At 60.0% G+C, this 25,735-nt stretch carries 27 protein-coding genes and 1 pseudogene; 15 read left to right on the top strand and 13 right to left on the bottom strand.

The features are described 5' to 3' along the window. Positions 1–292: 292 nt before the first annotated feature. The 3 genes and pseudogenes from recO (ACR0LZ_RS20440) to recO (ACR0LZ_RS20430) form a co-directional block, all read left to right on the top strand. A pseudogene (gene recO, locus ACR0LZ_RS20440) lies at positions 293–448 on the top strand (DNA repair protein RecO); the annotation flags it as partial. A 306-nt stretch (positions 449–754) separates the two neighbouring features. Continuing rightward, a complete protein-coding gene (locus tag ACR0LZ_RS20435; RefSeq protein WP_480752097.1) occupies positions 755–1,234 on the top strand; it encodes a GNAT family N-acetyltransferase in 480 nt (159 codons plus the stop codon). 68 nt (positions 1,235–1,302) lie between these two features. Further along, positions 1,303–2,028 carry a DNA repair protein RecO gene (recO, locus tag ACR0LZ_RS20430; RefSeq protein ID WP_480752096.1) on the top strand — a complete coding sequence of 242 codons (726 nt, stop codon included), beginning with the start codon at positions 1,303–1,305 and terminating at the stop codon, positions 2,026–2,028. Here the strand turns inward: recO (ACR0LZ_RS20430) and ACR0LZ_RS20425 are convergent. From ACR0LZ_RS20425 to ACR0LZ_RS20415, 3 genes are all read right to left on the bottom strand, one after another. Then, positions 2,012–2,404 (bottom strand): META domain-containing protein, encoded by a 393-nt coding sequence (locus ACR0LZ_RS20425; protein ID WP_480752043.1) that lies wholly within the window; start codon positions 2,402–2,404, stop codon positions 2,012–2,014. The genes recO (ACR0LZ_RS20430) and ACR0LZ_RS20425 overlap by 17 nt on opposite strands. Positions 2,405–2,489: 85 nt before the next feature. Beyond that, on the bottom strand, positions 2,490–4,709 hold the full coding sequence (locus tag ACR0LZ_RS20420; RefSeq protein WP_480752042.1) for an adenylate/guanylate cyclase domain-containing protein: 2,220 nt from the start codon (positions 4,707–4,709) through the stop codon (positions 2,490–2,492). Between the two features lie 199 nt (positions 4,710–4,908). Then, positions 4,909–6,600 carry an acyl-CoA dehydrogenase family protein gene (locus tag ACR0LZ_RS20415; protein ID WP_480752041.1) on the bottom strand — a complete coding sequence of 564 codons (1,692 nt, stop codon included), beginning with the start codon at positions 6,598–6,600 and terminating at the stop codon, positions 4,909–4,911. A gap of 142 nt (positions 6,601–6,742) precedes the next feature. On the opposite strand from ACR0LZ_RS20415, the gene ACR0LZ_RS20410 reads away from it, so the two are divergent. Beyond that, complete coding sequence (locus ACR0LZ_RS20410) at positions 6,743–7,507, top strand: sulfite exporter TauE/SafE family protein (RefSeq protein ID WP_480752040.1); 765 nt, start codon at positions 6,743–6,745, stop codon at positions 7,505–7,507. A gap of 7 nt (positions 7,508–7,514) precedes the next feature. On the opposite strand, the gene ACR0LZ_RS20405 is transcribed toward ACR0LZ_RS20410, so the two are convergent. The 3 genes from ACR0LZ_RS20405 to ACR0LZ_RS20395 form a co-directional block, all read right to left on the bottom strand. Further along, complete coding sequence (locus tag ACR0LZ_RS20405) at positions 7,515–8,057, bottom strand: hypothetical protein (RefSeq protein ID WP_480752039.1); 543 nt, start codon at positions 8,055–8,057, stop codon at positions 7,515–7,517. An 18-nt stretch (positions 8,058–8,075) separates the two neighbouring features. Beyond that, positions 8,076–8,369 (bottom strand): hypothetical protein, encoded by a 294-nt coding sequence (locus tag ACR0LZ_RS20400; RefSeq protein ID WP_480752037.1) that lies wholly within the window; start codon positions 8,367–8,369, stop codon positions 8,076–8,078. A gap of 375 nt (positions 8,370–8,744) precedes the next feature. Then, the gene (locus ACR0LZ_RS20395; protein WP_480752035.1) at positions 8,745–10,343 is read right to left on the bottom strand and encodes a phosphoenolpyruvate carboxykinase; all 1,599 of its coding nucleotides are present in this window, start codon (positions 10,341–10,343) and stop codon (positions 8,745–8,747) included. 346 nt (positions 10,344–10,689) lie between these two features. On the opposite strand from ACR0LZ_RS20395, the gene ACR0LZ_RS20390 reads away from it, so the two are divergent. Genes ACR0LZ_RS20390 through ACR0LZ_RS20360 form a run of 7 tightly spaced genes read left to right on the top strand, consistent with a single transcriptional unit; the run spans position 10,690 to position 16,098 of the window. After that, positions 10,690–11,394, top strand: a complete 705-nt coding sequence (locus ACR0LZ_RS20390) for a response regulator transcription factor (protein WP_480752033.1) — start codon at positions 10,690–10,692, stop codon at positions 11,392–11,394. A 34-nt stretch (positions 11,395–11,428) separates the two neighbouring features. Then, the gene (locus tag ACR0LZ_RS20385; RefSeq protein WP_480752031.1) at positions 11,429–13,135 is read left to right on the top strand and encodes an ATP-binding protein; all 1,707 of its coding nucleotides are present in this window, start codon (positions 11,429–11,431) and stop codon (positions 13,133–13,135) included. Positions 13,136–13,138: 3 nt separating this feature from the next. Continuing rightward, complete coding sequence (locus ACR0LZ_RS20380; protein WP_480752030.1) at positions 13,139–13,609, top strand: HPr kinase/phosphorylase; 471 nt, start codon at positions 13,139–13,141, stop codon at positions 13,607–13,609. After that, complete coding sequence (gene rapZ, locus ACR0LZ_RS20375; RefSeq protein ID WP_480752028.1) at positions 13,606–14,487, top strand: RNase adapter RapZ; 882 nt, start codon at positions 13,606–13,608, stop codon at positions 14,485–14,487. The genes ACR0LZ_RS20380 and rapZ overlap by 4 nt, the downstream gene beginning before the upstream one ends. Continuing rightward, complete coding sequence (locus ACR0LZ_RS20370) at positions 14,484–14,876, top strand: PTS sugar transporter subunit IIA (RefSeq protein WP_480752027.1); 393 nt, start codon at positions 14,484–14,486, stop codon at positions 14,874–14,876. Before rapZ ends, ACR0LZ_RS20370 begins: the two co-directional genes overlap by 4 nt. Before the next feature lie 16 nt (positions 14,877–14,892). Next, complete coding sequence (locus tag ACR0LZ_RS20365) at positions 14,893–15,162, top strand: HPr family phosphocarrier protein (protein ID WP_480752026.1); 270 nt, start codon at positions 14,893–14,895, stop codon at positions 15,160–15,162. Between the two features lie 42 nt (positions 15,163–15,204). Continuing rightward, complete coding sequence (locus tag ACR0LZ_RS20360) at positions 15,205–16,098, top strand: lysophospholipid acyltransferase family protein (protein ID WP_480752024.1); 894 nt, start codon at positions 15,205–15,207, stop codon at positions 16,096–16,098. A 10-nt stretch (positions 16,099–16,108) separates the two neighbouring features. On the opposite strand, the gene ACR0LZ_RS20355 is transcribed toward ACR0LZ_RS20360, so the two are convergent. Continuing rightward, positions 16,109–16,984: a 3-hydroxybutyryl-CoA dehydrogenase gene (locus ACR0LZ_RS20355; protein ID WP_480752022.1), complete on the bottom strand. Its 876-nt coding sequence runs from the start codon at positions 16,982–16,984 to the stop codon at positions 16,109–16,111. A gap of 165 nt (positions 16,985–17,149) precedes the next feature. On the opposite strand from ACR0LZ_RS20355, the gene ACR0LZ_RS20350 reads away from it, so the two are divergent. Next, entirely contained in the window at positions 17,150–17,965 is an 816-nt protein-coding gene (locus ACR0LZ_RS20350; protein ID WP_480752021.1) for a DUF6473 family protein, read from the top strand. Between the two features lie 48 nt (positions 17,966–18,013). Here the strand turns inward: ACR0LZ_RS20350 and ACR0LZ_RS20345 are convergent, their stop codons facing one another. The 6 genes from ACR0LZ_RS20345 to ACR0LZ_RS20320 form a co-directional block, all read right to left on the bottom strand. Next, positions 18,014–18,943: an electron transfer flavoprotein subunit alpha/FixB family protein gene (locus ACR0LZ_RS20345; RefSeq protein WP_480752020.1), complete on the bottom strand. Its 930-nt coding sequence runs from the start codon at positions 18,941–18,943 to the stop codon at positions 18,014–18,016. Next, positions 18,943–19,701 carry an electron transfer flavoprotein subunit beta/FixA family protein gene (locus ACR0LZ_RS20340; protein WP_480752019.1) on the bottom strand — a complete coding sequence of 253 codons (759 nt, stop codon included), beginning with the start codon at positions 19,699–19,701 and terminating at the stop codon, positions 18,943–18,945. Before ACR0LZ_RS20340 ends, ACR0LZ_RS20345 begins: the two co-directional genes overlap by 1 nt. Before the next feature lie 188 nt (positions 19,702–19,889). Further along, positions 19,890–20,462, bottom strand: a complete 573-nt coding sequence (locus tag ACR0LZ_RS20335) for a cob(I)yrinic acid a,c-diamide adenosyltransferase (protein WP_480752017.1) — start codon at positions 20,460–20,462, stop codon at positions 19,890–19,892. 3 nt (positions 20,463–20,465) lie between these two features. Beyond that, positions 20,466–20,666, bottom strand: a complete 201-nt coding sequence (locus ACR0LZ_RS20330; protein ID WP_480752015.1) for a twin transmembrane helix small protein — start codon at positions 20,664–20,666, stop codon at positions 20,466–20,468. 79 nt (positions 20,667–20,745) lie between these two features. Next, positions 20,746–21,573: an SDR family NAD(P)-dependent oxidoreductase gene (locus ACR0LZ_RS20325; RefSeq protein ID WP_480752094.1), complete on the bottom strand. Its 828-nt coding sequence runs from the start codon at positions 21,571–21,573 to the stop codon at positions 20,746–20,748. Positions 21,574–21,641: 68 nt separating this feature from the next. Next, positions 21,642–22,274, bottom strand: a complete 633-nt coding sequence (locus tag ACR0LZ_RS20320) for an SH3 domain-containing protein (protein WP_480752014.1) — start codon at positions 22,272–22,274, stop codon at positions 21,642–21,644. A gap of 200 nt (positions 22,275–22,474) precedes the next feature. On the opposite strand from ACR0LZ_RS20320, the gene parC reads away from it, so the two are divergent. From parC to ACR0LZ_RS20305, 3 genes are all read left to right on the top strand, one after another. Beyond that, a complete protein-coding gene (gene parC / locus ACR0LZ_RS20315; RefSeq protein WP_480752012.1) occupies positions 22,475–24,823 on the top strand; it encodes a DNA topoisomerase IV subunit A in 2,349 nt (782 codons plus the stop codon). A gap of 99 nt (positions 24,824–24,922) precedes the next feature. Further along, on the top strand, positions 24,923–25,501 hold the full coding sequence (locus ACR0LZ_RS20310) for a hypothetical protein (protein WP_480752011.1): 579 nt from the start codon (positions 24,923–24,925) through the stop codon (positions 25,499–25,501). A 124-nt stretch (positions 25,502–25,625) separates the two neighbouring features. Further along, the coding region (locus ACR0LZ_RS20305; RefSeq protein WP_170611170.1) for a GTP-binding protein at positions 25,626–25,735 on the top strand (110 nt) is incomplete at its 3' end.

The raw sequence follows: 25,735 nt of genomic DNA, 5'->3' as shown, positions 1-25,735 counted from the left end.
AACTTTTTGTCTTAGCGCATATCCCCGAAAATTCACGTTCTCGGGCGACCAAATACAGGCATCTAAGAACGGTATTAACAGACTGTTTTGGTACGCGAAGCGGTCATAAAATTGGGTCGCGAGTTCTGCACAGCAGCGAACGGCGGCTCCGTCCGCTTAGATCACTAGTCCCCTGCCGTCGGACCAAGCGATTCACCTATCTTTCCGCGTTTGATGTGTAAAACCATTGCAGAACGGAACCCTTCACGATTTTCTGGGAACACCACAACTTAATCACCGACAGGACCCCGAATTGGACTGGCGCGATCACGGCATCCTACTGACCTCTCGCCGCCACGGCGAAACCTCGGCGATTATCGAGGTCTTTACCGAATCCCACGGGCGTCATGCCGGTGTGGCGCGGGGCGGGACCAGCCGCAAGATCGCACCGATCCTGCAACCCGGCGCGGCCAAGCAACCGATCAACTGCGCCACCGCCCAGGGCGACATTCGCGCGCTCAATTCCGAGCTAGAACATGTCAACAAACAGCAGGCGCTCGACATTGCCGCCGTCACGCCCGCAGGCGCACTGATCGGGTTTGTGGCCGGCACCGAAAAGAAGCGCTTTGAAATGCTGACCGGTGAATATCAGCAAAGGCTCGAGGCGCGGATCGCCGCGATAAAAAAAATGCAAATGATGCCTATGTGATTTGCCGTGGCCGGTGTAATGGGGCACGGCAGGCTTCATTCCCTGTTCAACGGCACCGGGTACCTGATGGCGCGCGAAAAACCGATTTCATTTGCAAGGCTCTCCGAGGTTCCGCTTGGCGACATCGTGGCGCATATGTCCGATCCCCGCATGGCCGAACACATGCCGTTGCTGACATTTGCCTGGGATGACGCAGTGGCGCGGGAATTCGTCACCACCAAAGAGGCCTGCTGGCAGCGCGACGGGCTGGGGCATTGGGCGATCCTGCTGGACGGGGCCTATGCCGGCTGGGGCGGATTTCAGAAAGAAGAAGGGGAGTGGGATTTCGGCCTGGTGCTCAAGCCCGACCGTTTCGGGCTTGGCCTTGCGATCACGGCCAGAATGCTCGCCTTTGCCCGGCATGACCCGCGCATTCCCCATGTCACCTTCCTGCTGCCGCCCTCGCGGCGGCACCTTGGCGCGCTGCGGCGGTTGGGCGCGGAATACGTGGGAGAGGTCGACCATGCCGGCGCCCGGTTCCGCAAGTTCCGGCTGGACACCGACTGAACCGGTCCCTTGCCGCGCCGAGGCGTTTGAGGGCAAGGTGGCGGCGACGGCAACGGCAGGGATGGGCGATGGACTGGCGGGATCACGGCATATTGCTGAGCACGCGCCGCCATGGCGAGACCTCGGCCATCATCGAGGTCTTCACCGAAACCCATGGCCGTCACGCGGGCGTGGTGCGGGGCGGCGCCAGCCGCAAGATCGCCCCCATCCTGCAACCCGGCGCCCAGCTGGATGTTACCTGGCGCGCCCGGCTTCAGGAGCATCTGGGCGCCTTCCATGTCGAACCCCTGCGCTCGCGCGCGGCGGCGGCGTTCTCGGGGCGTCTGCCGCTGGCGGGGCTGAACGCGGTGGTGGCGCTGCTCTCGTTCTGCCTGCCCGAACGCGAACCGCACCCCGGCCTCTACAAACACTCGGAACAGCTGATGGACCTGCTGGGTCAGGATGAGGTCTGGCCGCTGGCCTATCTGCGCTGGGAGCTGGCGCTGCTCAAAGAGCTGGGCTTCGGCCTCGATCTTGGCCGCTGCGCGGTGACCGGCGCGACCGAGGGGCTGGTCTATGTCTCGCCGAAATCGGGCCGCGCGGTGACCGCGCAGGGGGCGGGCGAATGGGCCGACCGCATGCTGCCGCTGCCGCCCTGCCTGCGCGGGCAGGGGCCGTCGCCCGATGCCGAGGTGGCGCAGGCGCTGACAACAACCGGGCATTTCTTCGAACACCACGTTGCGCCCGCGCTGGGCCATCACCCCCTGCCCGAGGCGCGCTCCCGCTTTGTCGATCTCTTCACTCGGTCGCTGTGAACACCATCTCGTGCCCCGCATCGTTGCGCAGGATCAGCACCTCGCCCGACACCTCCGACAGGGTCATCGCCATCAGCGCCGCGAAATAGGTGCCCTCGGCCTCAAGGTCCGGGCAGGCCTTGCGCGTCGCCGCGATATCGCGCACCTCGAACCAGGGATAGGGCGCATCCAGCACGCCGGAATAGGCGTTGCAGGGGGCCTGACCGGCAACCTTTCCCGGTTCGGGAAAGGTCAGCGTCGCCGTGGCGGCAAAAACCTCGCCGTTGATTTCCTGCAACCCCCATGTCCGGTCCGCCGCACCATAGGCGGCAACGGATTCGTCACGCTGGCACTGCCAAAGCCCCAGCAGGGGAAAAATCAGGACAAGACGCAGCATATACCCTCCTCTTGCGCATCGGTCCCACAGGCAGAACCAGCAATCCGCGATCGGGTCAAGGCCGGCGACCTGCCGGAACCAGCCCTCATTCCGCCAGATCGCCCTCGATCTGTTCGATCGCCCGGGCCGCGACCCGGCCGGACAAAGACGTATCGACATGCGCCGCCAATGCGGGCAGCGCGGGGGCCGCCGCCGCGCCGATCTGACCCAGCGTTGCCGCCGCTTCCTTGCGCACAAAAACCGAAGGGCCTTCCAGCAGGTTGATCAGTTCGGGAACGGCAGGCGCGGCATCCGCGCCGAAAAGCGCCAGCGCCCGGGCCGCCGACCGCTGCTCGCGCGCGTCCCCGCGCGCCAGATCCGCCTTGAGGCTTGCAACCGTTGTGCCCACGGGCAAGGCCGCCAGTCGCAACCCATCGGTCAGACGCTGATTCAGATGGCGGTCATTCCCGTCCCAGCGCACAACAAAGAAATACTCATTCACGGCTTCTTCGAGAGCGCCCGCATTTTCCCCCGTCTGCCAACGGTCGATCATCGCACGGCCCGCGCGCCGGTCGCCGTTCAGCGCCAGGAGCGAGGCCGCCAGCGGCATCAGCTCCTTGGCTTGCGGGTTGCGCTCCAACTCGGCACGCAGCACCTCGCTGGCCTGATCAAGATCACCCATCGCATAAAGCGCCGCCGCCTCAAGCAGCACATAATGGCTGGGATGTTCGGGATCGAGGCGCATCGCCGCCTGCACAAAGGCCAACCCTTCTTCGGGCTTGCCCGCCGCAATCATCGCCCAGCCCATGGCCAGATGCGCCTCGGGGTCGCTGGGTTGCAGCGCGATGGCCTTTGCCGCCTCCTGCCGCGCTTCGTCCACGCCCCGCCCGGTGCCATCGGCGTTGCCCCAGTCGCGCAAGTTCAGGCTGACCATGGCACGGATGACATGGATCAACGAAGTCTCGCGTTTCGAGGTTTCCTGCAGGTACTTGTAGAACAACCCGATATGAAGCTGATCCCGGTCACTGGTGAATGCGTTCCAGTGGTGAAAGATATGCGGGCGCAGATGCGCCAGCGCCAAGGCCGCCCAGGCGCGCGCATAATCCGGGTCCAGCGCGACCGCCTGTTCGAAATGCGGTATCGCGGCCAGATTGTCGCGTTCGTTAAAGCGTGAATACAGCTCCCAGCCCCGCTGAAACGCCTCCCGTGCCGCAACGGTTTCCGTCTCGACCTTTTGGATCGTCGCCTGTTCCTGCGCATCCAGCGACACGTCCAGCGCCTCAGCAATCGCCAGCACGACACGCTTTTGCACGGCGAAAATATCCTCCCCCTCGCCGTCGAAACGCTCGGCCCACAGCAGCCGCCCGTTTGACGTGTCGGTCAGGCGGATATTGACCCGAAAAGTCTCGCCGGTGCGCCGCAAACTGCCATCGACCACATATCTGACACCCAGTTCCTCGGCAAAACGCGCAATGTCGATATCCCGGTCCCGATAGGCGAACGAGGTATTTCCCGCGATCACGAACAGGCCCGATATCCGGGACAGATCGGTGATCAGGTCTTCGGATATCCCGTCCACCAGCATCTCGTTCGCACGGTCTTCGGAATAGTTGGAAATCGGCAGCACCGCGACCGAGGGCAGGTCGGGCAACGGAAAGGCCATGCGCGTTTCCGAGGCGCGCAACTGGTTCGAGGTCCACGGGGCGGCCCAATAGACGCCTGCCGCCACAAGCGCCACAATGATCAGTGCCGCCGCAATCATTCTCGCCCGGCTTATCGGTTTCCTTGCAATTTCCAGCGCGTCGGACACGACCCGGAACGCCTCGACCGGCTCGGTGATGTTCTTGACCTTTTGCGGTCCCATCGGAACAAAGCCCGCCGTTACATTTGCGCGCGCATAGGTAACCACCGCCTGCGAGGCGACGATGCCCCCCGGTTCCGCCAGCGCCTCCAGCCGCGCGGCGACATTCACCCCGTCGCCCAGGATGTCATCCCCGTTCGAAACCACATCGCCCACGTTCAGGCCGATGCGCAGCGCGATGGCGCGATCCGGGTCCTGACCGGCGTTGCGGTCTTTCAGGCGGGTCTGGATTTCCACCGCCGCGCGAACGGCATCGACGGCGCTGCGGAACTCGATCAGGAAACTGTCGCCGGCGGTATTGGCGATCCGCCCGCCATGTTGATCAACCAGCGGCTCGATCACCTCATTGCGTAGCCTGCGCAACGCGGCGATGGTGCCCTCCTCATCGACGCCGACCAGACGGGAATACCCCGCCACATCAGCGGCCAGGATCGCCGCCAGGCGCCGGTTTGAGCTGTTCTCCATGAGGTCGAAGGTTAACAGTTTCGAAATATCGTGGGAACCGGTTTCCCGTGCATCAGGGCACGTATCGCGCTCAAAGTCTTGTACAAAATGAACAACAGGGGGTCACGGACCGGTACATTTCGCACAGTTCGAAGGTACATCAACAAAAGACCCGGCACGAGGCCGGGTCGAGTTGGGGAATGAGGTAAACTCCCGAGGGTCATCCAAGCAGGCGACGTGCAATCACCTGCGCTTGAATTTCTGCAGCGCCTTCAAAGATGTTCAGAATACGCGCATCGCACAACACGCGGCTGATCTTGTATTCCAGCGCAAACCCGTTGCCGCCATGAATCTGCAGCCCGTTATCCGCCGCGGCCCAGGCCACCCGAGCGCCAAGCAGCTTGGCCATCCCGGCCTCAAGGTCGCAGCGGCGGTCATGATCTTTTTCCCAGGCAGAGAAATAGGTTAGCTGCCGCGCGATCATGATCTCGACCGCCATCATCGCCAGTTTTCCCGACACACGCGGGAAGTTGATCAGCGCTTTTCCGAACTGCTTGCGCTCAAGCGCGTATTGCATGGCGATATCCAGCGCCGACTGGGCCACGCCGATGGCGCGGGCCGCGGTCTGGATGCGGGCAGACTCGAAAGTTTGCATCAACTGCTTGAAACCCTTGCCTTCTTCGCCGCCAAGCAGGTTCTCGCCCTTGACGTGAAAGCCGTCGAAACCCAGCTCGTACTCCTTCATCCCGCGATAGCCCAACACCTCGATCTCCCCGCCGGTCATACCCGGTGTGGGGAAGGGGTTTTCGTCGGTTCCGGGGGTCTTCTCGGCCAGAAACATCGACAATCCGCGATGATCCGTCGTGTTCGGATCGGTGCGCGCCAACAGCGTCATCACATGGGTCCGCGCCGCATGAGTGATCCATGTTTTATTGCCGGTGATCTTGTAATCGCCGTTCTCGTCCCGAACCGCGCGGGTGCGCAGCGATCCCAGATCGGACCCGGTATTGGGTTCGGTGAACACCGCCGTCGGCAGGATTTCGGCACTTGCGATCTTCGGCAGCCAGTTTGCCTTCTGCTCGTCCGTACCTCCCGCGATAATCAGCTCGGCGGCGATCTCGGACCGGGTGCCCAGCGAGCCAACGCCGATATAGCCCCGCGACAGCTCCTCGGACACCACGCACATCGACGCCTTGCTCAACCCGAAGCCGCCGAATTCTTCGGGAATGGTCAGGCCGAAAACGCCCATTTCGGCCAATTCTTCAATGATTTCAATGGGGATAAGCTCATCTTTGAGATGCCAGTCATGCGCGTTCGGTTCCACATTTTCCTGTGCATAGCGGCGGAACTGGTCACGGATCATTTCCAGCTCTTCTTCCAGCCCCGATGCCCCGAACATGGTGGCGCCGGCCTGAGCCTCCATCAATTCGACCAGACGCGTGCGCGCCGCCTGGCTGTTGCCTGCGCGCATCAGGGTCTGAACCTCTTCGCACTGAAAGCCGGACAAAGCATCCCAGCCCAGGCCAAGCTCCTGCAATCGCACGACTTCGCCCTGGTTCATCGGGATGCCGCCCGCGATCTGGTGGAGGTATTCGCCGAACGCGATCTGGTGGATCAACTGCTCCATCTCGCCGAACTTGCCGTCGGCCTCCAGCGCTTCGGCCCAACGCTGCATCTGTCGCAGCGACTGGTGATAGGTCGCCATCCACGACAAGCCATGCGCGGCGGTCTGGTTCGCTTCGATCAATGCACCCGAGATCTTGCCATCCGATGTCACCATGGCGCGCACCGATTCCAGCGCACGGGTGAACACGGCTTCGACCGGGGCAAGCGCCGCGCCGGTCAGCCGCAAAAGGTCGGGCAAAATTGCGGTATTGGTCATTGTCGTCACGTCCTGTCCGTCATGGGCCATGAATCACGTCCTCTTTTTCGTTGCTTGGTCATATCATTTCGCACATGCAGCGCAACAAAAATACACAATTACACCTGAAAAAGTTCGAAAATTACGCAGAGATTTTTGCAGTGCAGAGAAAATCGCGGTGTTATCAAGGGGCATGATGGACCTGATTCTTCTAACGCCAGAAAATCTGGCACTGGCTTGTGCGATTGCCGTGTTGGCGGGGCTGGTCAAGGGTATGGTGGGGTTTGCCATGCCGATGATCCTGGTTTCCGGATTGAGCATGATACTGCCACCGGATCTCGCGTTGGCCGGATTGATCCTGCCGACCCTGGTCACGAATGTGATGCAGGCCTTGTGGCAAGGGGCAAGCGCCGCAGTTGCCACGACAAAGAAATTCAGGGTGTTCCTGATCGTTGGATTGGTTTGTCTGCTAATCAGCGCGCAACTGGTTGCGCGGGTTCCGGCGTCAACCTTTCTTGTGATGATCGGCGTGTCAGTTTGTTTCTTTGTGCTGATCCAATTGTTGGGCATATCCCTCACGCTCAAGCGGGACACGCCCCGGGGGCAGGCGGTGGCAGGCGCGGTCGCGGGGGCAATTGGCGGGATGTCTGGCGTGTGGGGGCCGCCCACGGTGGCATATCTGACGGCATTGAACACGCCAAAACGTGATCAGATCCGGATTCAAGGGGTTATCTATGGATTGGGCGCTCTGGCACTGTTTGGCGCGCATTTCGGTTCCGGGATATTGCGCAAGGATACGATTGGTCTGTCCATGGCTTTGATCGTTCCTGCCGTGTTGGGAATGTGGATCGGGATGAGGCTGCATGACCGCATCGATCAGGCCACTTTTCGCAAGGTGACGTTGCTTGTTCTTCTGGTTGCCGGACTGAACCTTTTGCGCCGGGGGCTGTTGGGATGAAACTGGCCTAGCGTGTTCGGTTCTGAAGACGAAATACGAAAAGCAAGCCGAGCATTAGAAAGAACAGCCCAAAGACATCTCCGATCAAAAAGGCGACGTATTCGACGGGAGTGCTGCCGAATGCCATGTTCGTCAGCAAAGACGAAAGAACCGAAGTCGTCACTCCCGCCGCCATGACGCAGATCCAACAGGCCGGCCGCGCGGGATCAGGATAAATGTCCCAACCGAGCGCCTTGAAGAATTGGAACATCAGTGGCGCGGCTGAGACTGCGACCAGTATGGCCCAGATGCGGCTGAGCATGAATACGTCGGTTCCGCCCAGATACACGAACACCACTAGAACACCGGGAAACAGGGCTGGAATTGCGCGCCACTTCAGCATCCAGGCTGTAAGTACTTTGACACCATGCGGCAGGAACAGCAGGCTTGCCCGGCTCGGATAGTCCGGAAAGAAGATGTTCTGCAGAGGCATTAGAAATTCGAACGTCACGATGGCGGCTGCGACATAGGCGAGCGAGGCAGTAACCGTTTCTTGGACCGAAATACGCAACCTACTATCGGAAAGAGTTTATTGTCGTGGCGCGTGCACGACGTACCGACCCCGGTTCGTGGTTTCGCACTGCGAAAGATACCCTTTCTCTACCAGAGATTTCAGGGCCCGAAAAAAAGTCGGGCGCGAGATGGATTGTACAAGGGCATGCCCGATTAATCCGTTCGTGCGGACTTCTTCCCCGGCCTTCGACAACTCTCCGGCGGCGTAATAGATGTCGCGTTCGATCGGAGACAACTCTTCTAGCCCCAGTGTCTGTTCCATGCTTTGCATCAGCTTGCGGAGTTCTGCGAGTTTCGAGACTTCGAGCATTCGGTCTAGTATCCTGGTTGCATACTTTTTTAGCGCTTTAGCGGAATCGATGCGCGCGGTTACGTTTTTTTGGCCCTCAGGGATTGTCTCATATTGACACAAGTCACGTTGTTCACTTTGGTTAAGGTCTGATTAGGCTGCCGATATCGCGAGAATGAGTGAGTGGCGCATTCGCAGCCCCAAGCTACTTTCAGTCAAGGCCCGGCGCAATTGTGCCGGGCCTATTTTTTTCACGGCACGCGAAATTTTGATCGCCAGTGAAGATCACGATTTCGCGATTTCACTTATGGGTGGAAGTTTCCTGAAAAGTTTCTCGCTAAGCGAAAGCACCCCCTGTGCGGAACAGGGGGGTGTTGCAGAATCAGCCTGGCCTATTCAACCGATTGCGACGGCTTTGACGTCTTCGTCGATGAAAGGCAGGTATTGTTCGAAATTCTCTGCGAACATCTGAACCAGTTTTTCGGCCTGTTTGTCGAATGCGGCCTGATCGTCCCATGTGCGGCGCGGATCAAGAAGAACCTCAGCCACCCCCGGTACCGAAACCGGAACGTCAAAGCCGAAATTGGCGTCCTTGCGGAACTCGGCTTCGGCCAGTGAGCCGTCCAGCGCGGCCGTCAGCAAGGCGCGGGTGGCCTTGATCGGCATCCGGCTGCCAACGCCATAGGCACCGCCGGTCCAACCGGTGTTGACCAGCCAACAGGTGGCGCCGTGTTGAGCGATCTTGTCGCGCAGCAGGTTGCCATAAACTTCGGGACGGCGCGGCATGAACGGGGCGCCGAAACAGGTTGAAAATGTGGGTTGCGGCTCGGTCACACCACGCTCGGTTCCAGCCACTTTCGAGGTGAAGCCCGACAGGAAGTGGTACATGGCCTGCGCCGGGGTCAGCCGTGCGATCGGGGGCAGAACACCAAATGCGTCACAGGTCAGCATGATGATGTTCTTGGGGTGCCCGCCAAGCGCTGATTTGGACGCGTTCGAGATGTATTCCAGCGGATAGGCACAGCGCATGTTCGCAGTCAGGCTGTCATCGTTGAAATCCAGCTTTTTGGTTTCGGGGTCGAACACCATGTTTTCGATCACGGTGCCGAACTTCTTGGTGGTCGCATAGATTTCCGGCTCGGCCTCGGCATTGAGGTTGATGGTCTTGGCATAGCAGCCACCTTCGAAGTTGAAGGTGCCGCGATCCGACCATCCATGTTCGTCGTCACCGATCAGAACCCGCGCTGGATCTGCCGACAGGGTCGTCTTGCCGGTGCCGCTGAGGCCAAAGAACACGGCGGTGTCAACCGGGTTTCCAACCGCGTGGTTGGCCGAACAGTGCATCGGCATCACGCCTTTTTCCGGCAACATGTAGTTCAGCAGGGTAAACACCGATTTTTTGTTCTCGCCCGCATATTCGGTGCCGCCAATCAGGATCAGCTTGCGGTCAAAGTTCAGCGCAATCACCGTCTCGCTGCGGCAGTTGTGCTTTTTCGGGTCCGCCTTGAAACTGGGGCAGTTGATCACCGTGAAATCAGCGGTGAATTCGTCCAGATCCTCGCGATCCGGGCGGCGCAGGAGGTGACGGATAAACAGATTGTGCCAGGCAAGCTCGGTCACCATGCGCACGTTGATCGAATAGGTCGGGTCGGCGCCGCCAACGAGGTCCTGCACGAAATAATCGCGGCCCTTCATGTGCTCGAGCATGTCCAGATAGAGCGCGTCAAAGCCTTCGGGACTCATTTCGGCGTTGTTTTCCCACCAAATCTTTTCCGCGACGCTCTCGGTCTTTACGACGTGCTTGTCCTTGGGGGAACGCCCGGTGAATTTCCCGGTCGTAACCAGGAAAGCCCCGCCATTGCCCAGCGTGCCTTCGCCACGCTTCAACGCCTCTTCGATCAGCGCCGGTTCCATGAAGTTGTAAAAGACATTGCCCAGACCCTCGATGCCCTGATCCTCGAGGCGGAATTGCGGGTTAACCCGTCCAGATGTCATGCGATTTCTCTCCTATGGCGGCGCGGCGGCGCGCTTGGCCGTTTGCGCTCTTGGGGCAGTTTACCGGCAGAAATGACCGGCGGTCGCGGGGGTCTTATCACGCTAGTTTAGAGCATGAACAGGACGGTTTGGCGCAGTTAGCGCCACCAAGGCGAGGTTTAGCGCAACCATGTATTTAGCGCTCAATTAGGTGGCATCGATTCAATCGGGTTAAGGGTTCTTTGTCTCCAATTGAGCAACAGTTTTTAAGTGATTCGTAGATATGCATTGATTCGTGGTCACAAAAACGCCAAAAATGCATGAAAACTTACGAAGATTGAGCAGTAGAGCAGTAGGGGCACTCCCAATGTCAAAGATTGCACTGGTGGATGACGACAGAAATATTCTGACGTCCGTATCCATGACACTCGAGGCCGAAGGGTTCGAGGTCGAAACATATAACGATGGGCAGGCGGCGCTGGATGCCTTCAACAAGAGACTGCCGGACATGGCGGTTCTGGATATCAAGATGCCACGAATGGATGGCATGGATTTGCTTCAGCGGCTTCGCCAGAAAACCCAGATGCCGGTGATCTTTCTGACGTCGAAAGACGACGAAATAGACGAGGTTCTGGGCCTGAGAATGGGCGCGGACGACTATGTGAAAAAGCCATTCTCGCAACGCCTTCTGGTCGAACGGATTCGTGCGCTTTTGCGTCGGCAGGAGGCCAATTCGGGTGAAGCGATCGAGGTCGGCAATGGCGACGCCAAGGTGATGGAACGCGGACATCTACGGATGGATCCGTTGCGGCATGCGGTCAGTTGGAAGGGAACGGATGTTTCATTGACGGTGACCGAATTCCTTCTTTTGCAAGCGCTGGCGCAGCGGCCGGGTTTCGTCAAGAGCCGCGATCAGCTGATGGATGTCGCTTATGACGATCAGGTCTATGTCGATGATCGCACGATCGACAGCCACATCAAACGCCTGCGCAAAAAAATGCGTATGGCTGATTCGGATTTTTCGGCAATCGAAACGCTGTATGGAATAGGGTACAGATACAACGAAGAATAATCGCCCTTTTGTGGGGGAAGGCGAAGGGATTCTCGTGCGCGACACAGGATCAGCGAACGGGCCACGCGACGGGGATGTGGTTCTTGGGGACGATTGGGTTATCCCGATTGATCCCAATTCACCGGATATGCGTTTTGTCCGTCCCCGGCGGCGCCTGCTGGCGCTGCACAGCTCGACACTTGCGCGCAAGATTATCACGTTCAACCTGATTGCCCTGATCATTCTGGTTGCAGGGCTCTTATGGCTGGATGACACCCGCGAAGACCAGGTGTTGCAGCGGGCAAGTGCCCTGATCAGCGAAGCGGAACTGGCCGGGGACGTATTCGAGGCCAGAATCGCCAGCGATCCAGCCACGATCAACGACAGCGACGAGCTTGATATCGAGGCGACGCTGGCGGGTTTGAGCCTTCGTAATGGCGTCGAGGTTTTCGTTTTCGACCCTCTGGGTGATCTGGCGGGGTGGGTGCGCGGCTCGACCCAGTTGCCCGCGACCGTTTTAAATAGCCGTTTCGACACCGGGCCAACAATTATCAGTGATGGTCTGAACGCGGTCTGGAACGGCATGGCGTCGATTCTGAATGGCAGTCAGTCAAGGCCCTCGCCGGACCTGGCCGAGCAGGTGGGCGCGATGGTACCCGTAACGGTCGAGTCCGGCTCTCGGGTTCGGGCGCTTACCGACGCCCGAGGAGGAACGGTCATTGTGGCCACAACTCCGATACAGCGAGCTGGGCAGACAATTGCGGTTCTGGCGATGGCCGGGCCAGCCGGAGAAATCGACGCACTGGCCCGGCAGGAACAGGAACGTGTCCTGCAGATGTTCGTTGTCGCGCTGCTGGTTTCGGTCGGCCTCAGCCTGGTGTTGGCTTCCACAATCGCCAACCCGCTTGCCGATCTGGCCGAGGCCGCCGAGATGGGCAACGATCATCACAACCAGCGCATCAACCCCGGGCGTATCCGCATACCGGATCTGAGCGCGCGGCCGGATGAGATCGGCCGGCTCAGTCGTGCACTGCGCGGCATGGTGGCGGCGCTCTATAACCGGATCGAGGGCAACGAACAGTTTGCTGCGGATGTTTCGCACGAAATCAAGAATCCGCTCGCCAGTCTGCAATCGGCGGTTGGCACGTTGCGCGTGGTCAAGAAGGAAGAACAGCGCGAAAAGCTGCTGGAGATCATCGAGCACGATGTGCGTCGACTGGATCGCCTGGTCAGCGACATATCAAACGCATCGCGGCTGGATGCCGAACTGGTGAAAGAAGACGAAGAACCGTTCGATATGCTTGCGATGCTTGACAACCTGGGTCAGTTCCTGGGCGAAGACGCACGTTCGAAAGGGATAGATTATATAACGGACATGCCCAACGAACCCATTACAATTCGGGGGCTGGAAGCGCGATTGGCGCAGGTGTTCGTCAACCTCATCACCAACGCGATTTCCTTCTGTGGCGAAGGCGATGCCATTCGCGTCTGGGCGCGGCGTCGGGATGGCCGCGTGCTGATCGTGGTCGAGGATACCGGGCCTGGAATTCCCGATCAGGCGCTGACAAAGATCTTCAAGCGGTTCTATTCGCAGCGTCCCGAGGAGCATTTCGGCAATAATTCTGGGCTGGGGCTGGCCATTTCGAAACAAATCGTCGAGGCCCATGGCGGCGTCATCTGGGCCGAGAACATCCGGCCCACGGATGCCGACGTCACCTCGGACCCACTTGGCGCCCGCTTTGTCGTGGCGCTACCGATCTGAGTTATGAGCGTCGATGCGCTGTCCCGCATGGCCGAAAAGCGCAATGCCACGATCCACGGAAGTTGCGTGGCGGTCGGTGGCAATGGGCTGTTGATCGTCGGGTCCTCCGGATCCGGCAAGTCGTCACTGGCCTTAACTCTTGTTGGATATGGCGCGGAACTGGTTGCCGATGATCAGGTCGAACTCCGAATGGAGAACGACCGGGTTCTGGCGCAATCGCCTGCCGCCATTTCCGGCCTGATCGAGGCGCGCGGCCTCGGCCTGATCCGATGTCCGCCGACCGGGTCGGTACCGTTGGCTTACGTGGTGGATCTGGATCAGATCGAAGAAGATCGTTTCCCCGAACACAGGACGGTCCGGGTGCTGAGGCAATCTGTGCCCTTGCTTCGAGCTGTCAAGGCCCCACACTTCGCTCCATCTCTGATGCAACTTCTCAAGATAGGGCGTGTCGACCCGGAATGGCCCAGCAAATGACTCCGCAGCAACGTATCGTGTTGGTCACGGGACCATCCGGAGCGGGCCGTTCGACCGCTATCCATGTGTTGGAAGATCTGGGGTTCGAAGCCATCGACAATCTGCCCATGGGATTGCTGACGCGGCTTCTGGACGGGGGGGAGCAGTCGCGTCCTATGGCGCTGGGCATCGACGCGCGGAACCGCGATTTCTCGACCATCGGGTTTCTGGAACTGATCGAACGGCTGGGCCGGATGGAAAGTATCGATCTGACGACGCTGTATCTGGATTGCAGCGAAGAAGTTCTGCTGCGCCGGTTCTCCGAGACCCGCCGACGTCACCCGCTTGCGCCCGGTGCCAGCCCCGAGGCGGGTATCCTGCAAGAGTTGGAGGTGCTGCAACCAATTCGCGAAATTGCAGATTCTCTGATCGATACAAGCAACCTGAATATCCATCAGTTGCGAGAAGAGGTGGAAAGGTGGTTCGCACCAGAGGAAGGGCGGCATTTGGCGGTATCCATCGAATCCTTTTCCTATAAACGCGGCCTGCCGCGGGGACTCGATATGGTGTTCGATTGTCGGTTTCTGGCCAATCCCTATTGGAAGCCTGAGTTGAGGGCCGCCGACGGTCGCAACGCGGATGTTGCCACCTATGTCGCGACCGACCCGAACTATGCCCCGTTTTTCGAGCGCGTGGTCGACCTCCTTTGGACGCTTCTTCCGGCCTTTCGGGCGGAAGGCAAGGCGCATCTGTCGGTGGCCTTTGGCTGTACTGGTGGACAACACCGTTCAGTCGCATTAGCGGAAGCTGTTGCAAAGGCCCTTGCAGAAAAGGGGCAGCAGGTGTCAATTAGGCACCGCGAAATGGAACGTCGCGCAGCGAAGGTAAGACCGGGTTGATCGGGATCGTAATCGTAGCACATGGGGGGCTGGCCAAGGAGTATCTGGCCGCGATGCAGCATGTCGTGGGCAAGCAGCCTGGATTGGCCGCGATCTCTATCGAGGCGGATCATGATCGCGACGAAAAACAACGCGAGATCTGTGCCGCCGCCGATGAGGTGGATACTGGCGACGGGGTTGTCGTGGTCACCGACCTGTTCGGCGGCAGTCCTTCGAACCTCAGCTTGCGGGCCTGTGCGCCTCAGGATCGGCGAATCCTATATGGCGCAAATTTGCCGATGCTGATCAAACTGGCCAAAAGCCGACACCTGCCCGTGGGGGATGCCGTCCGGCAGGCCATGGAAGCGGGCAGAAAATACATAAACACCAAAAATGTGACCCTCGATTGAATCTGGACAGATTGAAATGGCGACGCGAAGTTTAAAGATTGTAAATGAAAAAGGCCTGCACGCGCGCGCCTCGGCCAAGCTGGTTGAGGTTGTTGAAGGGTTTGACGCTACGGCAGAAGTGTCAAAAGACGGACTTTCCGCCTCGGGCGACAGTATCATGGGCCTTTTGATGTTGGCAGCGTCGAACGGAACAACTATTGACGTTGAGACGTCCGGACCTGATGCTGAGGCGTTGGCGGAAGCGTTGGAGTCCCTGGTGAACGACAAGTTCGGCGAAGGGTACTGAGCGCGCCGCGCTTTGCGACGTGAAGAACGGGAAGACCAAGACTTGGCGGAAACCGCGCACAACAGCAAAGTCGACCCTGTGGTTGATGGGGCCACTGAACAGGGCGAAATCTACGACCGTAGAACCTTGACCTATGCCAACTCGTTTGATGATCTGTGGACGGCAACGGCCATTCGAGCCATCGAATGGTTCACGGGCAAGCTGACGATTTTGCGGATGGTCAGCAAGTTCGAGAAGAAGAACGAGCAATATCGCGGCCAGAGGTTTTGGGGCGGTGCGCTTGAAGTGATGGGGATCGATCTGTTGACCCCGGACGAGCAGATAGCGCGCATCCCGAAAAAAGGGCCGGTTGTCGTTGTCGCTAACCATCCACACGGCATGGTTGACGGCATGATTCTGGCCGAGTTGATTGGGCGGGTTCGGCAAGATTATCGAATTCTGACCCGATCGGTACTGACCGGGCTGGATGAGGCGGCGACCTCGTTCATGATCCCGGTGCCTTTCCCGCACGATCCCGAAGCGCAGTCCAAGATGATCGAGATGCGGGCCAAGGCGATGACGCACTTGAAGGAAGGCGGCGTCGTGGCGCTGTTCCCGTCGGGCGTCGTGATGTCATCCGACAACTGGTTCGGCCCTGCAATTGAACGGGAATGGAACGTCTTTACCGCACAAATGATCCGCCGATCAAAGGCGCGCGTGGTCCCCATCTATTTCCCGGGGCGCAATTCGCGCGCCTATCAGATCGCCTGCCAGGTCTCGCCGATCCTGCGTCAGGGTCTTTTGCTGCACGAGATCGTGCGATCCTGCAAGAAACCGCAGGCCCCGGTTATCGGCCATCCAATCCCGGATGAGGACATGGAGCTGCTGGAAAAAGACCCGCGCGGGTTTATGGCCTGGTTGAGGGATCACACCATGGGCCTTGTGAAGGGCGGCTGACCGGTTCCGGTTATCTGGTCGGAACCGGAACTTCCCCGCGATAGTCATAGAACCCGCGTTCGGTCTTGCGGCCAAGCCAACCGGCCTCGACATATTTGGTGAGCAAGGGACAGGGACGATACTTGGTATCCGCCAGTCCTTCGTGCAGCACGTTCATGATCGCAAGGCATGTATCGAGGCCGATAAAGTCGGCCAGTTCCAGCGGACCCATTGGATGATTGGCGCCCAGCTTCATCGATTGGTCGATGGACTGAACGCTGCCGACGCCTTCGTAAAGCGTATAGACCGCTTCGTTGATCATCGGCATCAGGATGCGGTTGACGATGAAGGCGGGAAAATCTTCGGCGCTGGCGGCCGTTTTGCCCAGCTTGTCCACCACCGCTTTGCATGCACTGAAGGTTTGTTCGTCGGTTGCGATGCCGCGGATCAGTTCGACCAGTTGCATCACGGGAACCGGGTTCATGAAATGGAAACCCATGAACCGCTCGGGCCGGTCGGTGCGGCTGGCCAGACGTGTGATCGAAATCGACGAGGTGTTCGACGTCAGGATCGTATGGGGTAACAAGTGCGGTTGCAGATCTTCAAAGATCGCTTGCTTGATTGCTTCGCGCTCGGTCGCGGCCTCGATCACCAGATCGGTTTGGCCCAAATCGGGTAGGTTTAGCGTGGTTTTGATGCGTTTTAGCGCTGCTTGCATGTCGTCGTCGGATATTTTTCCGCGCGAGGCTTGACGGGCCATATTTGCCTCGATCGTCTCGATGGCCTGATCCAGTGCCTGCTGGCTGACATCGGTCAGCAGCACCTCGTAATCGGCCAGCGCCATGACGTGCGCGATGCCGTTTCCCATCTGGCCTGCGCCAATCACTCCGACCGTTTTGATGTCCATCTCTGTGGTGCCTTTCTCGCGGGTTACGTGGACATTACCGGCAGGGTGGGGGGGGCGGCAAGAGGGGGTGAAGCACTGCTTTTGCTTCAAATGCGCGCATTAAAACTTTTGCAAGGCCTGCGGCGTCATGGTGTCGGTCGGGTGAAGAAAACAAGGGTGATGAACATGGGCTTTGACAGATTGGGTGTGAATGCGCCGGAGGATCCGAGTTGCCAATACGAGGCGGGGGGGCTCCATTTTCGGGGGCCCAAACGGGAATTTGGCGCGAACTGTGCGATTTGTACCGGTGGAACAGAGACCTTTGGACGATTTGTACAGGAGCCATTCCCCGCCTTGCTGGAAAAACGGCTGGGTCAACCTTGTGTCAATCTGGGGTCTGTCAGCTGTGGGTTCGAAGCGCTGGCCGCCACTCCCTTCGTTCGGGCGCGGATCAATGAGGCGTCGTTTTGCGTGGTCCAGTTGCCGGGCGTTCAGGTGCTGTCGAACCGGCTTTATCGCGTGCACCCGCGCCGAAACGACAGGTTCCTGGAGCCATCGGAAGACTTGAGAGATTTGTACCCCGAGGTCGACTTTGCCGAGATCCATTTCACACGGCATCTTCTGGATACATTGCGAGCGCAGGATGATGCGCGGTTCGAAGTCGTAAAGCAGGATCTTCAGGAGGGCTGGGTCGAGCGGATGAGACGTTTCCTGACCGGAATCGAAGTTCCCGCACTCTCGCTCTGGCTGCGCTATGAAAGGTCGGACGATGCCAGTGACGAGCCGGAGCCATATCTGGTCGATGAGGCGATGGTGGCGCAACTGAATGGGTTTTGCGCGACGGTGGTCGAGGTGCCGGTGCGTACCTGCGGCGATTCCGAGGAACTGGCGGATGCCCTGTTCGGAACATTGCAGCAACCGATGGCGGAGCATTTGATCGGTCCGGCAACGCATCAGATCATCGCTGACAGGCTGTATCGTGCGGTGATGGACCTGCAATGAAAAAGGCCCGCCGGTTGGGCGGGCCTTTGAATTTCTGCCAGAGCCGTTTCAGCCCAGCTTTTCGGTCAGTTCCGGGACGGCCTGGAACAGGTCGGCGACGAGGCCGAAATCGGCAACCTGGAAAATCGGTGCTTCTTCGTCCTTGTTGATCGCGACGATGATCTTAGAGTCCTTCATGCCGGCCAGGTGCTGGATCGCGCCCGAGATGCCCACTGCGACATAGAGGTTGGGGGCGACGACCTTGCCGGTCTGACCCACCTGCCAGTCGTTCGGTGCATAGCCCGAGTCGACCGCCGCGCGCGAGGCGCCAACGGCTGCGCCCAGCTTGTCGGCCAGACCTTCGATCAGTTTGAAGTCTTCTTCCGAGCCAACGCCACGACCGCCCGAGACGACGATGCCGGCCGAGGTCAGTTCCGGACGGTCGCTGGCAGCAACCTTGTCCTCGACCCAGGACGACAGGCCGGGGTTTTCGCCAACCGAAATGGTTTCGACCGGGGCCGAGCCGCCTTCGCCAGCGGCGTCGAAAGTCGAGGTGCGGATGGTGACAACCTTTTTGGCGTCCGACGACTTGACGGTCTGGATCGCGTTACCCGCGTAGATCGGGCGTTCGAAGGTCGAGCCGTCAACCACGCCCGAGACATCCGAGATCACCATCGCGTCCAGCAGGGCCGCAACGCGCGGCATCACGTTCTTGGCGTCGGTGGTGGCAGGAGCAACGATATGCTCGTACCCATCGGCCAGCGACACGATCAGGGCTGCGGTGGATTCGGCCAGGCGGTGGCCCAGCGACGCGTCTTCGGCAACCAGCACCTTGGACACACCTTCGATCCTGGCGGCTGCTTCGCCCGCGGCGGCGGCTGATGCACCAGCGGCCAGCACGGTGATGTCACCCAGAGCTTTCGCGGCACTCACGGCCTTGGCGGTGGCGTCGACGCTCAGTTCGCCATTGTTGACTTCGGCAAGGAGAAGAACAGCCATTACACAGCCCCCGCTTCTTTCAGTTTCGAAACCAGTTCGTCCACCGAGCCGACGATGATGCCAGCGGCGCGTGCCGGCGGCTCTTCGGTCTTGACGATCTCGAGGCGCGGCGTGACGTCGACGCCGTAATCGGCGGCGGTTTTCTCGTCCAGCGGCTTTTTCTTGGCCTTCATGATGTTGGGCAGCGATGCATAGCGCGGCTCGTTCAGGCGCAGGTCAACGGTCACGATGGTCGGCATCTTGACGCTGATGGTCTGCAGACCGCCGTCAACCTCGCGGGTGATCTTCGCGCTGTCGCCTTCGATGTCCAGTTCCGAGGCAAAGGTGCCCTGCGACCAGCCCAGCAGGGCCGACAACATCTGCCCGGTTGCGTTCATGTCGTTGTCGATGGCCTGCTTGCCGCAGAGAACGATGCCGGGCTGCTCTTCCTCGACAACCTTGGCGAGGATCTTGGCGACGGCCAGCGGTTCGATATCGGTGTGCACGTCATCGGCGGCGACAACCAGAATGGCGCGGTCGGCGCCCATGGCCAGCGCGGTGCGCAGGGTTTCCTGCGCCTGCTTGACGCCGATCGAAACGGCCACGACCTCGTCAGCCTGACCTTTTTCCTTCAGGCGGATGGCCTCTTCGACTGCGATCTCGTCGAACGGGTTCATCGACATTTTGACATTGGCGAGATCAACTCCGCTTCCGTCCGCTTTCACGCGAACCTTCACGTTGTAGTCAATCACGCGCTTGACAGGCACAAGTACCTTCATCTCTGCGTTTTCTCCTTACAAAACGGCAAGCCGCGTTGCGACTCCACCAATGCTCTCGCCGCGTTAGATAACGAGTCATGCCACGTCGCAACAGAGCAAAATCGTCACGTCATGGTCTTGAGACGTCGCGTTTCGCGAATTTGCGGCGATAAGGCGCAACAAAGTTTCGTGTCGAAGCCGCCTTTGCGTCAGCGGTTTGCACCCGGAACCCAAAGAACGTCGTCCTTGCCACCATTATTGGCGACGCGCGCTGCGACGAAAAACCAGTCGCTGAGGCGGTTGAGGTATTTCACCGCGGCCTCGTTCACCGGTTCCATGTTCGAAAGCTCCACCGCCAGTCGTTCGGCCCGCCGCGACACGGTGCGGCAGACATGCAGCTGGGCTGCCAGCCGCGAGCCGCCGGGCAGGATGAAACTGCGCAGCGGTTGCAGGTCGGTGTTCATCGCGTCGATTTCCGACTCCAGCCGTTCAATCTGGCTTTGGATCATGCGCAGAGGCGGGTATTCAGCTTCGGCATCCTTGTCCATGTCCGGGCGGCACAGGTCGGCGCCAAGATCGAACAGGTCGTTCTGAATGCGCGACAGGGCGGCGTCGATGTCGCCTGCGGCCTCGAGCCGGGCAACGCCGACAAAGGCATTCAACTCGTCCACCGTGCCATAGGCGGCAACGCGGCCCGAGTATTTCGCGACCCGTTCGCCGTTGCCAAGGGCAGTTTTGCCGCCGTCGCCGGTGCGGGTGTAGATCTTGTTCAGGACGACCATCGGTTATCCCCCCTGTCCGCGCAGATAGACGAAGAGCACGATCAGAACCACCGCGATGAACTGGAACAGGATGCGCAGGCGCATCATCTTGTTGGATCGCATGGCGGCGTCGGCGCCGCTTTTGCCGAAATTGGCGATACCAAGGATCAGAACGACGACCACGGCCGCCATCGCCAAAAGCAAGATCACCATGAGAAGGTCCATGAAGCCCCCTTGCGCGTTTGAGGTTGCGTTCGGCCTGATCTAGCCGGGTTGGGCTAAAAAGCGAACCGGTAATTTCGCTTCAGACGCGGGAGAGGATGCGATCGACCGCCCCGGTCGGCAGCACCCGGCGCAGATATCCGGCGATATAGGTTGGCGTGGTCACGTAGTAACGGGCGCGGGGATATTTCGCGCTGACTGCGTGGGCCAGTTTTTCTGTGACGGCCGAGGCGGGGAGTTCGAAACGGTCAGGCCCTTTCCCTTCGTAAAGCCTTTTGAGTAGTGAGTTTTCGTATTTGTCGCGCAGGGCGGAGTTTTCCCAGTCGATGAAGCGTTCGAAGACGGGGATCGCTTTCTCGCGCAGTTTCGACGTGATCGGGCCGGGTTCGATCAGGATCACCTTGATGCCGGTGTCGCGCAATTCCAGCCGGAGCGTGTCGCTGAGCCCCTCGACCGCGTATTTGGTGGCGACATAGGCGCCGCGCCACGGGAAGGCGACGAGGCCCAGCACCGAGGAGTTCTGAACGATTCGCCCGTGCCCCTGCGTCCGCATGACCGGAATTACCTGCCGGGTCAGCTCGTGCCAGCCAAAAACGTTGGTCTCGAATATGTGGCGCAGACCGTCCAGTGGGACGTCCTCGACCGCGCCGGGCAGGCCGTGTGCGCCGTTGTTGAACAGCGCGTCCAGCGTGCCGCCGGTGGCGTCGAGCACCTCAAGCAGCCCGGTACGGATGTTGTCGGCGTCGGTGTAGTCGATTCGCGGGCTGTCGAAGCCCTGCGCCCGCAGGCGGTCGCAATCCCGCTGTTGCCGGCACGACGCGAAGACCCGCCAGCCCCTTGCGCGCATACCGTGCGCCGCGTCCAGACCGATACCAGAGGAGCAACCCGTGATGAGAATGGATTTCTGCATGGCAATCCCAACGATGAACTTCGCCAATAGCTATTGCGAGGTTCCCTGCGGGGCAATGCCGCCTGACGTCAGTTTGACTTTTTGCTGATCAGTGAGGTGGAAATCCAGCCCATATGTTGCTCGGGCAACACGCGCAGGCGCAGCCAGCCGGTTCCCGAATCGTCGAGCACTTCGACCTGATGTCCGATCGTGAGGCGCGAGATCACGGGATAGATGGTGCCCGGACCGCTGCGCATGTTCACGCGCGCGCCGGTGATTTCGCGAATGTCTCGGGAAGGTTCCGCCGGTTCGGCGGGCTGAACTATCTCAGGCTCGGATGGGGCCACGTCCTGACGCATTCCGGTCGCGCCCTCCTGCAGCGAGGCGAGGGTGATGGGGGCGTCTTGTGTCTGGAACAGGGAGCCATTCGCATTTACCCCGAACGAGGCCTGCGACAGCAGTGCGCGGGATTCTTCGGCCGAGAGCGTGATTTCCGTGTCCTGTGGGGCCTGAACGGTCTTGACCTGACCCAGCGCCGCCTTGGTGACCAGCTCCTCGGCGTTGATCGGGAAGACCAGCGATTTTGGTTCTGCAGGCCGCGCCGTGGCAACGCGTTCGGGTTCCGGGGCGCGTACGCCGCGCGGTTCGAAATCAGCGCCGCCGCTCATTTCATAAAAGGCCCAGCCCAGAAAGGCGAAAGTCAGAACAATCAGGCGCGTCATGGCGCATCCCCCAGGAAATCGTTAAAGCAAAAATTTGCAGTGAGTCTATGGATGAAAGCCTAGCATAAATTCACCCCTGAGTCGAAAAACGGGGAAAATCCGCCGGTTACCTCCCCCTTGTTGCAAAAGACCGACTTGTCCCCAGCAAAATGCGCTCTGCTTGCTTTACCAGCGTGTCTTTGCGTCGTATCACATCATCTATGAACGATATCGTTGACGACCCCAATATGGAGACCCCCGAAGGCGGGTCAGAGGTGGCAGAACCGCTGCGCCGCGCGATTGGCGAGCGCTATCTGACTTATGCGCTGTCCACCATCATGCACCGGGCTCTGCCCGATGCGCGGGACGGGTTGAAGCCGGTTCACCGACGAATCCTCTATGCGATGAGAGAGTTGCGACTCAGCGCAACCGGAGGTTTCCGAAAGTCTGCCAAGATTTCAGGCGACGTGATGGGCAACTATCACCCGCACGGCGATGCCGCGATCTATGACGCGATGGCGCGTCTGGCGCAGGATTTCAACGTCCGCTATCCGCTGGTCGACGGGCAGGGGAATTTCGGCAATATCGACGGCGATAACCCGGCAGCCTCGCGCTATACCGAGGCGCGGATGACCATCGTGGCCGAAGCGCTGCTGGAAGGGTTGAACGAGGACGCTGTCGATTTCCGCGACAACTATGATGGCACGCTGACCGAACCTGTTGTGCTGCCCGCACAGTTCCCCAACCTGCTTGCCAACGGCGCCAGCGGTATCGCGGTGGGGATGGCGACGAATATCCCGCCGCACAACATCGCGGAGCTGTGTGATGCCTGTCTGCATCTGATCAAGACACCGGACGCGCGCGACGACACATTATTGAACTATGTGCCGGGGCCGGATTTTCCGACGGGTGGTGTCATTGTCGAGCCGGCCGAGAATATCGCGCAGGCCTATCGCACCGGGCGCGGTTCGTTCCGGTTGCGCTGCAAATATGAAGTCGAGGATCTGGGCCGGGGTCAGTGGCAGATCATCGTCACCGAGATTCCCTATCAGGTTCAGAAATCCAAGCTGATCGAAAAGATCGCGGAACTGATCCAGACCAAGAAAATCCCGATCCTCGCCGATGTGCGCGATGAATCCGCCGACGATATTCGCCTGATCCTCGAGCCACGCTCCAAGAACGTGGACCCCGAGGTGCTGATGGGCATGCTCTATCGCAACTCGGATCTTGAGGTGCGGTTCAGCCTGAACATGAACGTGCTGATCGACGGCGTGACGCCCAAGGTCTGCTCGATGAAGGAGGTGCTGCGCGCCTTCCTTGATCACCGGCAAGAGGTGTTGCTGCGCCGGTCGCGCCACCGTATGGCCAAGATCGACCACCGGCTGGAAGTATTGGAGGGCTTTATCGTTGCCTTCCTCAACCTCGACCGGGTGATCGATATCATCCGTTACGACGACGACCCCAAGGCCGCGCTGATGCGCGAGAACTGGGGCGTTGATCACGCCCGCGCCACCAGCGAGGCCGACTATATCGCTCCGGCGCGGGGCGAGGGCGAGTTGTCGGAGGTGCAGGCCGAGGCGATCCTCAACATGCGTCTGCGCAGCCTGCGCCGCCTGGAAGAGATGGAGCTGGTGCGCGAGCGGGATGCGTTGATGGAGGAGCGCGCCGGGCTTGAGGACCTGCTGGCCGACGAAGGCCTGCAATGGGCCAGTATTGCCGAACAGTTGAAAGAGACGAAAAAGACCTTTGGCAAGGAGTATGAAGGCGGTGCGCGCCGCACGCGGTTCGCCGAAGCAGGCGAGGTCGAAGAAGTGCCGCTGGAGGCGATGATCGACCGCGAACCGATCACGGTCGTCTGTTCCCAGATGGGCTGGATCCGCGCGATGACCGGCCATATCGGCCTGACCCGCGAATTGAAGTTCAAGGATGGCGACGGCCCGCGTTTCATCTTTCACGCGGAAACCACCGACCGGCTGCTGGTGTTCGCCTCGAACGGGCGGTTCTACACCCTCAGCGCCGCCAATCTGCCCGGTGGGCGCGGCATGGGCGAGCCGCTGCGCCTGATGGTGGACCTGCCGAACGAGGCGCAGATCGTCGATATCCTGATCCACAAGCCGGGGCGCAAGCTGTTGGTGGCCTCGGATGCGGGCAACGGTTTCATGGTGCCCGAAGAGGACGTGGTGGCGCAGACGCGCGCGGGCAAGCAGGTGCTGAACGTCAAGGACGACGAACGGGCGTTGATCTGCAAGCCGGTCGAAGGTGATCACGTGGCGGTGGTGTCGCAGAATGGCAAGTTCCTGGTCTTCCCGATCGGCGACCTGCCCGAGATGACGCGCGGCAAGGGCGTGCGGCTGCAGAAATACAACATGGCGCGGGGTCGTCAGGGGACGCTGGAGCTGGATGGTGGGCTGAGCGACCTGACCACGTTCAACTGGGCCGATGGGTTGAAATGGTCGATGGGCGGGGACAAGACGCGGCACGAGCCGGACCTTGGTCAATGGTTGTCGAAACGTGCCGGTGTCGGCAAGAAACCGCCCTATGGCTTCCCGCGTGATTACAAGTTTTCCTGATCCGATGGCCGGAAGTTGCGATATCGGGCCGATACGGCTTGGCATGGGCGGCATGGGTGCGATACATCGGTTGAAACCGAGGCTTATCGAGAAGACGCAATGATCCGCATCCTGACCGTTGTCGCAGGCCTGACCCTGCTTGGCGCCTGTACCGAAACGCTGGTGGATGAAGCGCCCGAAGAGTTGGGCGAGTTCAAGTTGCGGGTCAACTATGCCTACGCGGACAAGGCGGTGCAGGGGCCGATCTCGCGCGATGCGACGCCCAAGGAATGGACCGATGCGATCCAGAAGGCGGTCGATATCCGGTTGGGCCGATACGAAGGGTCGCAGGAATACGATATCGGCATCAGCCTCGAAGGGTACATGCTGGCGCCGCCGGGCGTGCCGGTGATCTATAACCCCAAGAGCACGGCCATCGTTCTGGTGAATGTCTATGACGTCGGCAAGAAGGAATATCTGGCCAAGGCGCACCAGATGCAGGTTCTCGAAGATACCACCAGCGAAAGCGCTCTGGTGGGATCGGGCAATGCCCGCACCAAGGAAGAGCAGATGAGCGGGCTGGCTCTGAAAGTGGCTGACCGGGTGGAAGAGTGGTTCGCCGATGAGCACCGCAAGAACGGCTGGTTCGACAAGCGTCCCGAACCAGTCGATGGCGAGGCGGTCGCCGAGGCGGAATAAAACGGGGCATTTGCCCGCCTTTCTTGCAGGATGCGCTTGATTTTCCCCTTTGAACCAAATATTCCGCGCGCGCAGAGGAAACCGGGACCAAGGGTCCCCCAAACCACAAAAGGGCGCCTGAGGAATGGCAAAGGAAAAGTTTGAGCGTAACAAACCGCACGTCAACATCGGCACGATCGGCCACGTTGACCACGGCAAGACGACGCTGACGGCGGCGATCACCAAGTATTTCGG

The organism is Ruegeria sp. CI1, assembly GCF_056536925.1.
This window is presented reverse-complemented; position numbering and strand designations above follow the sequence as displayed.

What these genes read in the sequence shown, in the direction of transcription:
- ACR0LZ_RS20335 (WP_480752017.1), bottom strand. Translation starts at nt 20,462, where the DNA reads ATGGTCGTCCTGAACAAGATCTACACCCGCACCGGCGACGGCGGCAAA.
- ACR0LZ_RS20435 (WP_480752097.1), top strand. Translation starts at nt 755, where the DNA reads ATGGCGCGCGAAAAACCGATTTCATTTGCAAGGCTCTCCGAGGTTCCG.
- ACR0LZ_RS20425 (WP_480752043.1), bottom strand. Translation starts at nt 2,404, where the DNA reads ATGCTGCGTCTTGTCCTGATTTTTCCCCTGCTGGGGCTTTGGCAGTGC.
- ACR0LZ_RS20410 (WP_480752040.1), top strand. Translation starts at nt 6,743, where the DNA reads ATGATGGACCTGATTCTTCTAACGCCAGAAAATCTGGCACTGGCTTGT.
- ACR0LZ_RS20395 (WP_480752035.1), bottom strand. Translation starts at nt 10,343, where the DNA reads ATGACATCTGGACGGGTTAACCCGCAATTCCGCCTCGAGGATCAGGGC.
- ACR0LZ_RS20400 (WP_480752037.1), bottom strand. Translation starts at nt 8,369, where the DNA reads ATGCTCGAAGTCTCGAAACTCGCAGAACTCCGCAAGCTGATGCAAAGC.
- ACR0LZ_RS20390 (WP_480752033.1), top strand. Translation starts at nt 10,690, where the DNA reads ATGTCAAAGATTGCACTGGTGGATGACGACAGAAATATTCTGACGTCC.
- ACR0LZ_RS20325 (WP_480752094.1), bottom strand. Translation starts at nt 21,573, where the DNA reads ATGCAGAAATCCATTCTCATCACGGGTTGCTCCTCTGGTATCGGTCTG.
- ACR0LZ_RS20380 (WP_480752030.1), top strand. Translation starts at nt 13,139, where the DNA reads ATGAGCGTCGATGCGCTGTCCCGCATGGCCGAAAAGCGCAATGCCACG.
- ACR0LZ_RS20320 (WP_480752014.1), bottom strand. Translation starts at nt 22,274, where the DNA reads ATGACGCGCCTGATTGTTCTGACTTTCGCCTTTCTGGGCTGGGCCTTT.
- ACR0LZ_RS20330 (WP_480752015.1), bottom strand. Translation starts at nt 20,666, where the DNA reads ATGGACCTTCTCATGGTGATCTTGCTTTTGGCGATGGCGGCCGTGGTC.
- ACR0LZ_RS20365 (WP_480752026.1), top strand. Translation starts at nt 14,893, where the DNA reads ATGGCGACGCGAAGTTTAAAGATTGTAAATGAAAAAGGCCTGCACGCG.
- ACR0LZ_RS20415 (WP_480752041.1), bottom strand. Translation starts at nt 6,600, where the DNA reads ATGGCCCATGACGGACAGGACGTGACGACAATGACCAATACCGCAATT.
- rapZ (WP_480752028.1), top strand. Translation starts at nt 13,606, where the DNA reads ATGACTCCGCAGCAACGTATCGTGTTGGTCACGGGACCATCCGGAGCG.
- ACR0LZ_RS20340 (WP_480752019.1), bottom strand. Translation starts at nt 19,701, where the DNA reads ATGAAGGTACTTGTGCCTGTCAAGCGCGTGATTGACTACAACGTGAAG.
- ACR0LZ_RS20345 (WP_480752020.1), bottom strand. Translation starts at nt 18,943, where the DNA reads ATGGCTGTTCTTCTCCTTGCCGAAGTCAACAATGGCGAACTGAGCGTC.
- ACR0LZ_RS20350 (WP_480752021.1), top strand. Translation starts at nt 17,150, where the DNA reads ATGGGCTTTGACAGATTGGGTGTGAATGCGCCGGAGGATCCGAGTTGC.
- parC (WP_480752012.1), top strand. Translation starts at nt 22,475, where the DNA reads ATGAACGATATCGTTGACGACCCCAATATGGAGACCCCCGAAGGCGGG.
- recO (WP_480752096.1), top strand. Translation starts at nt 1,303, where the DNA reads ATGGACTGGCGGGATCACGGCATATTGCTGAGCACGCGCCGCCATGGC.
- ACR0LZ_RS20420 (WP_480752042.1), bottom strand. Translation starts at nt 4,709, where the DNA reads ATGGAGAACAGCTCAAACCGGCGCCTGGCGGCGATCCTGGCCGCTGAT.
- ACR0LZ_RS20310 (WP_480752011.1), top strand. Translation starts at nt 24,923, where the DNA reads ATGATCCGCATCCTGACCGTTGTCGCAGGCCTGACCCTGCTTGGCGCC.
- ACR0LZ_RS20355 (WP_480752022.1), bottom strand. Translation starts at nt 16,984, where the DNA reads ATGGACATCAAAACGGTCGGAGTGATTGGCGCAGGCCAGATGGGAAAC.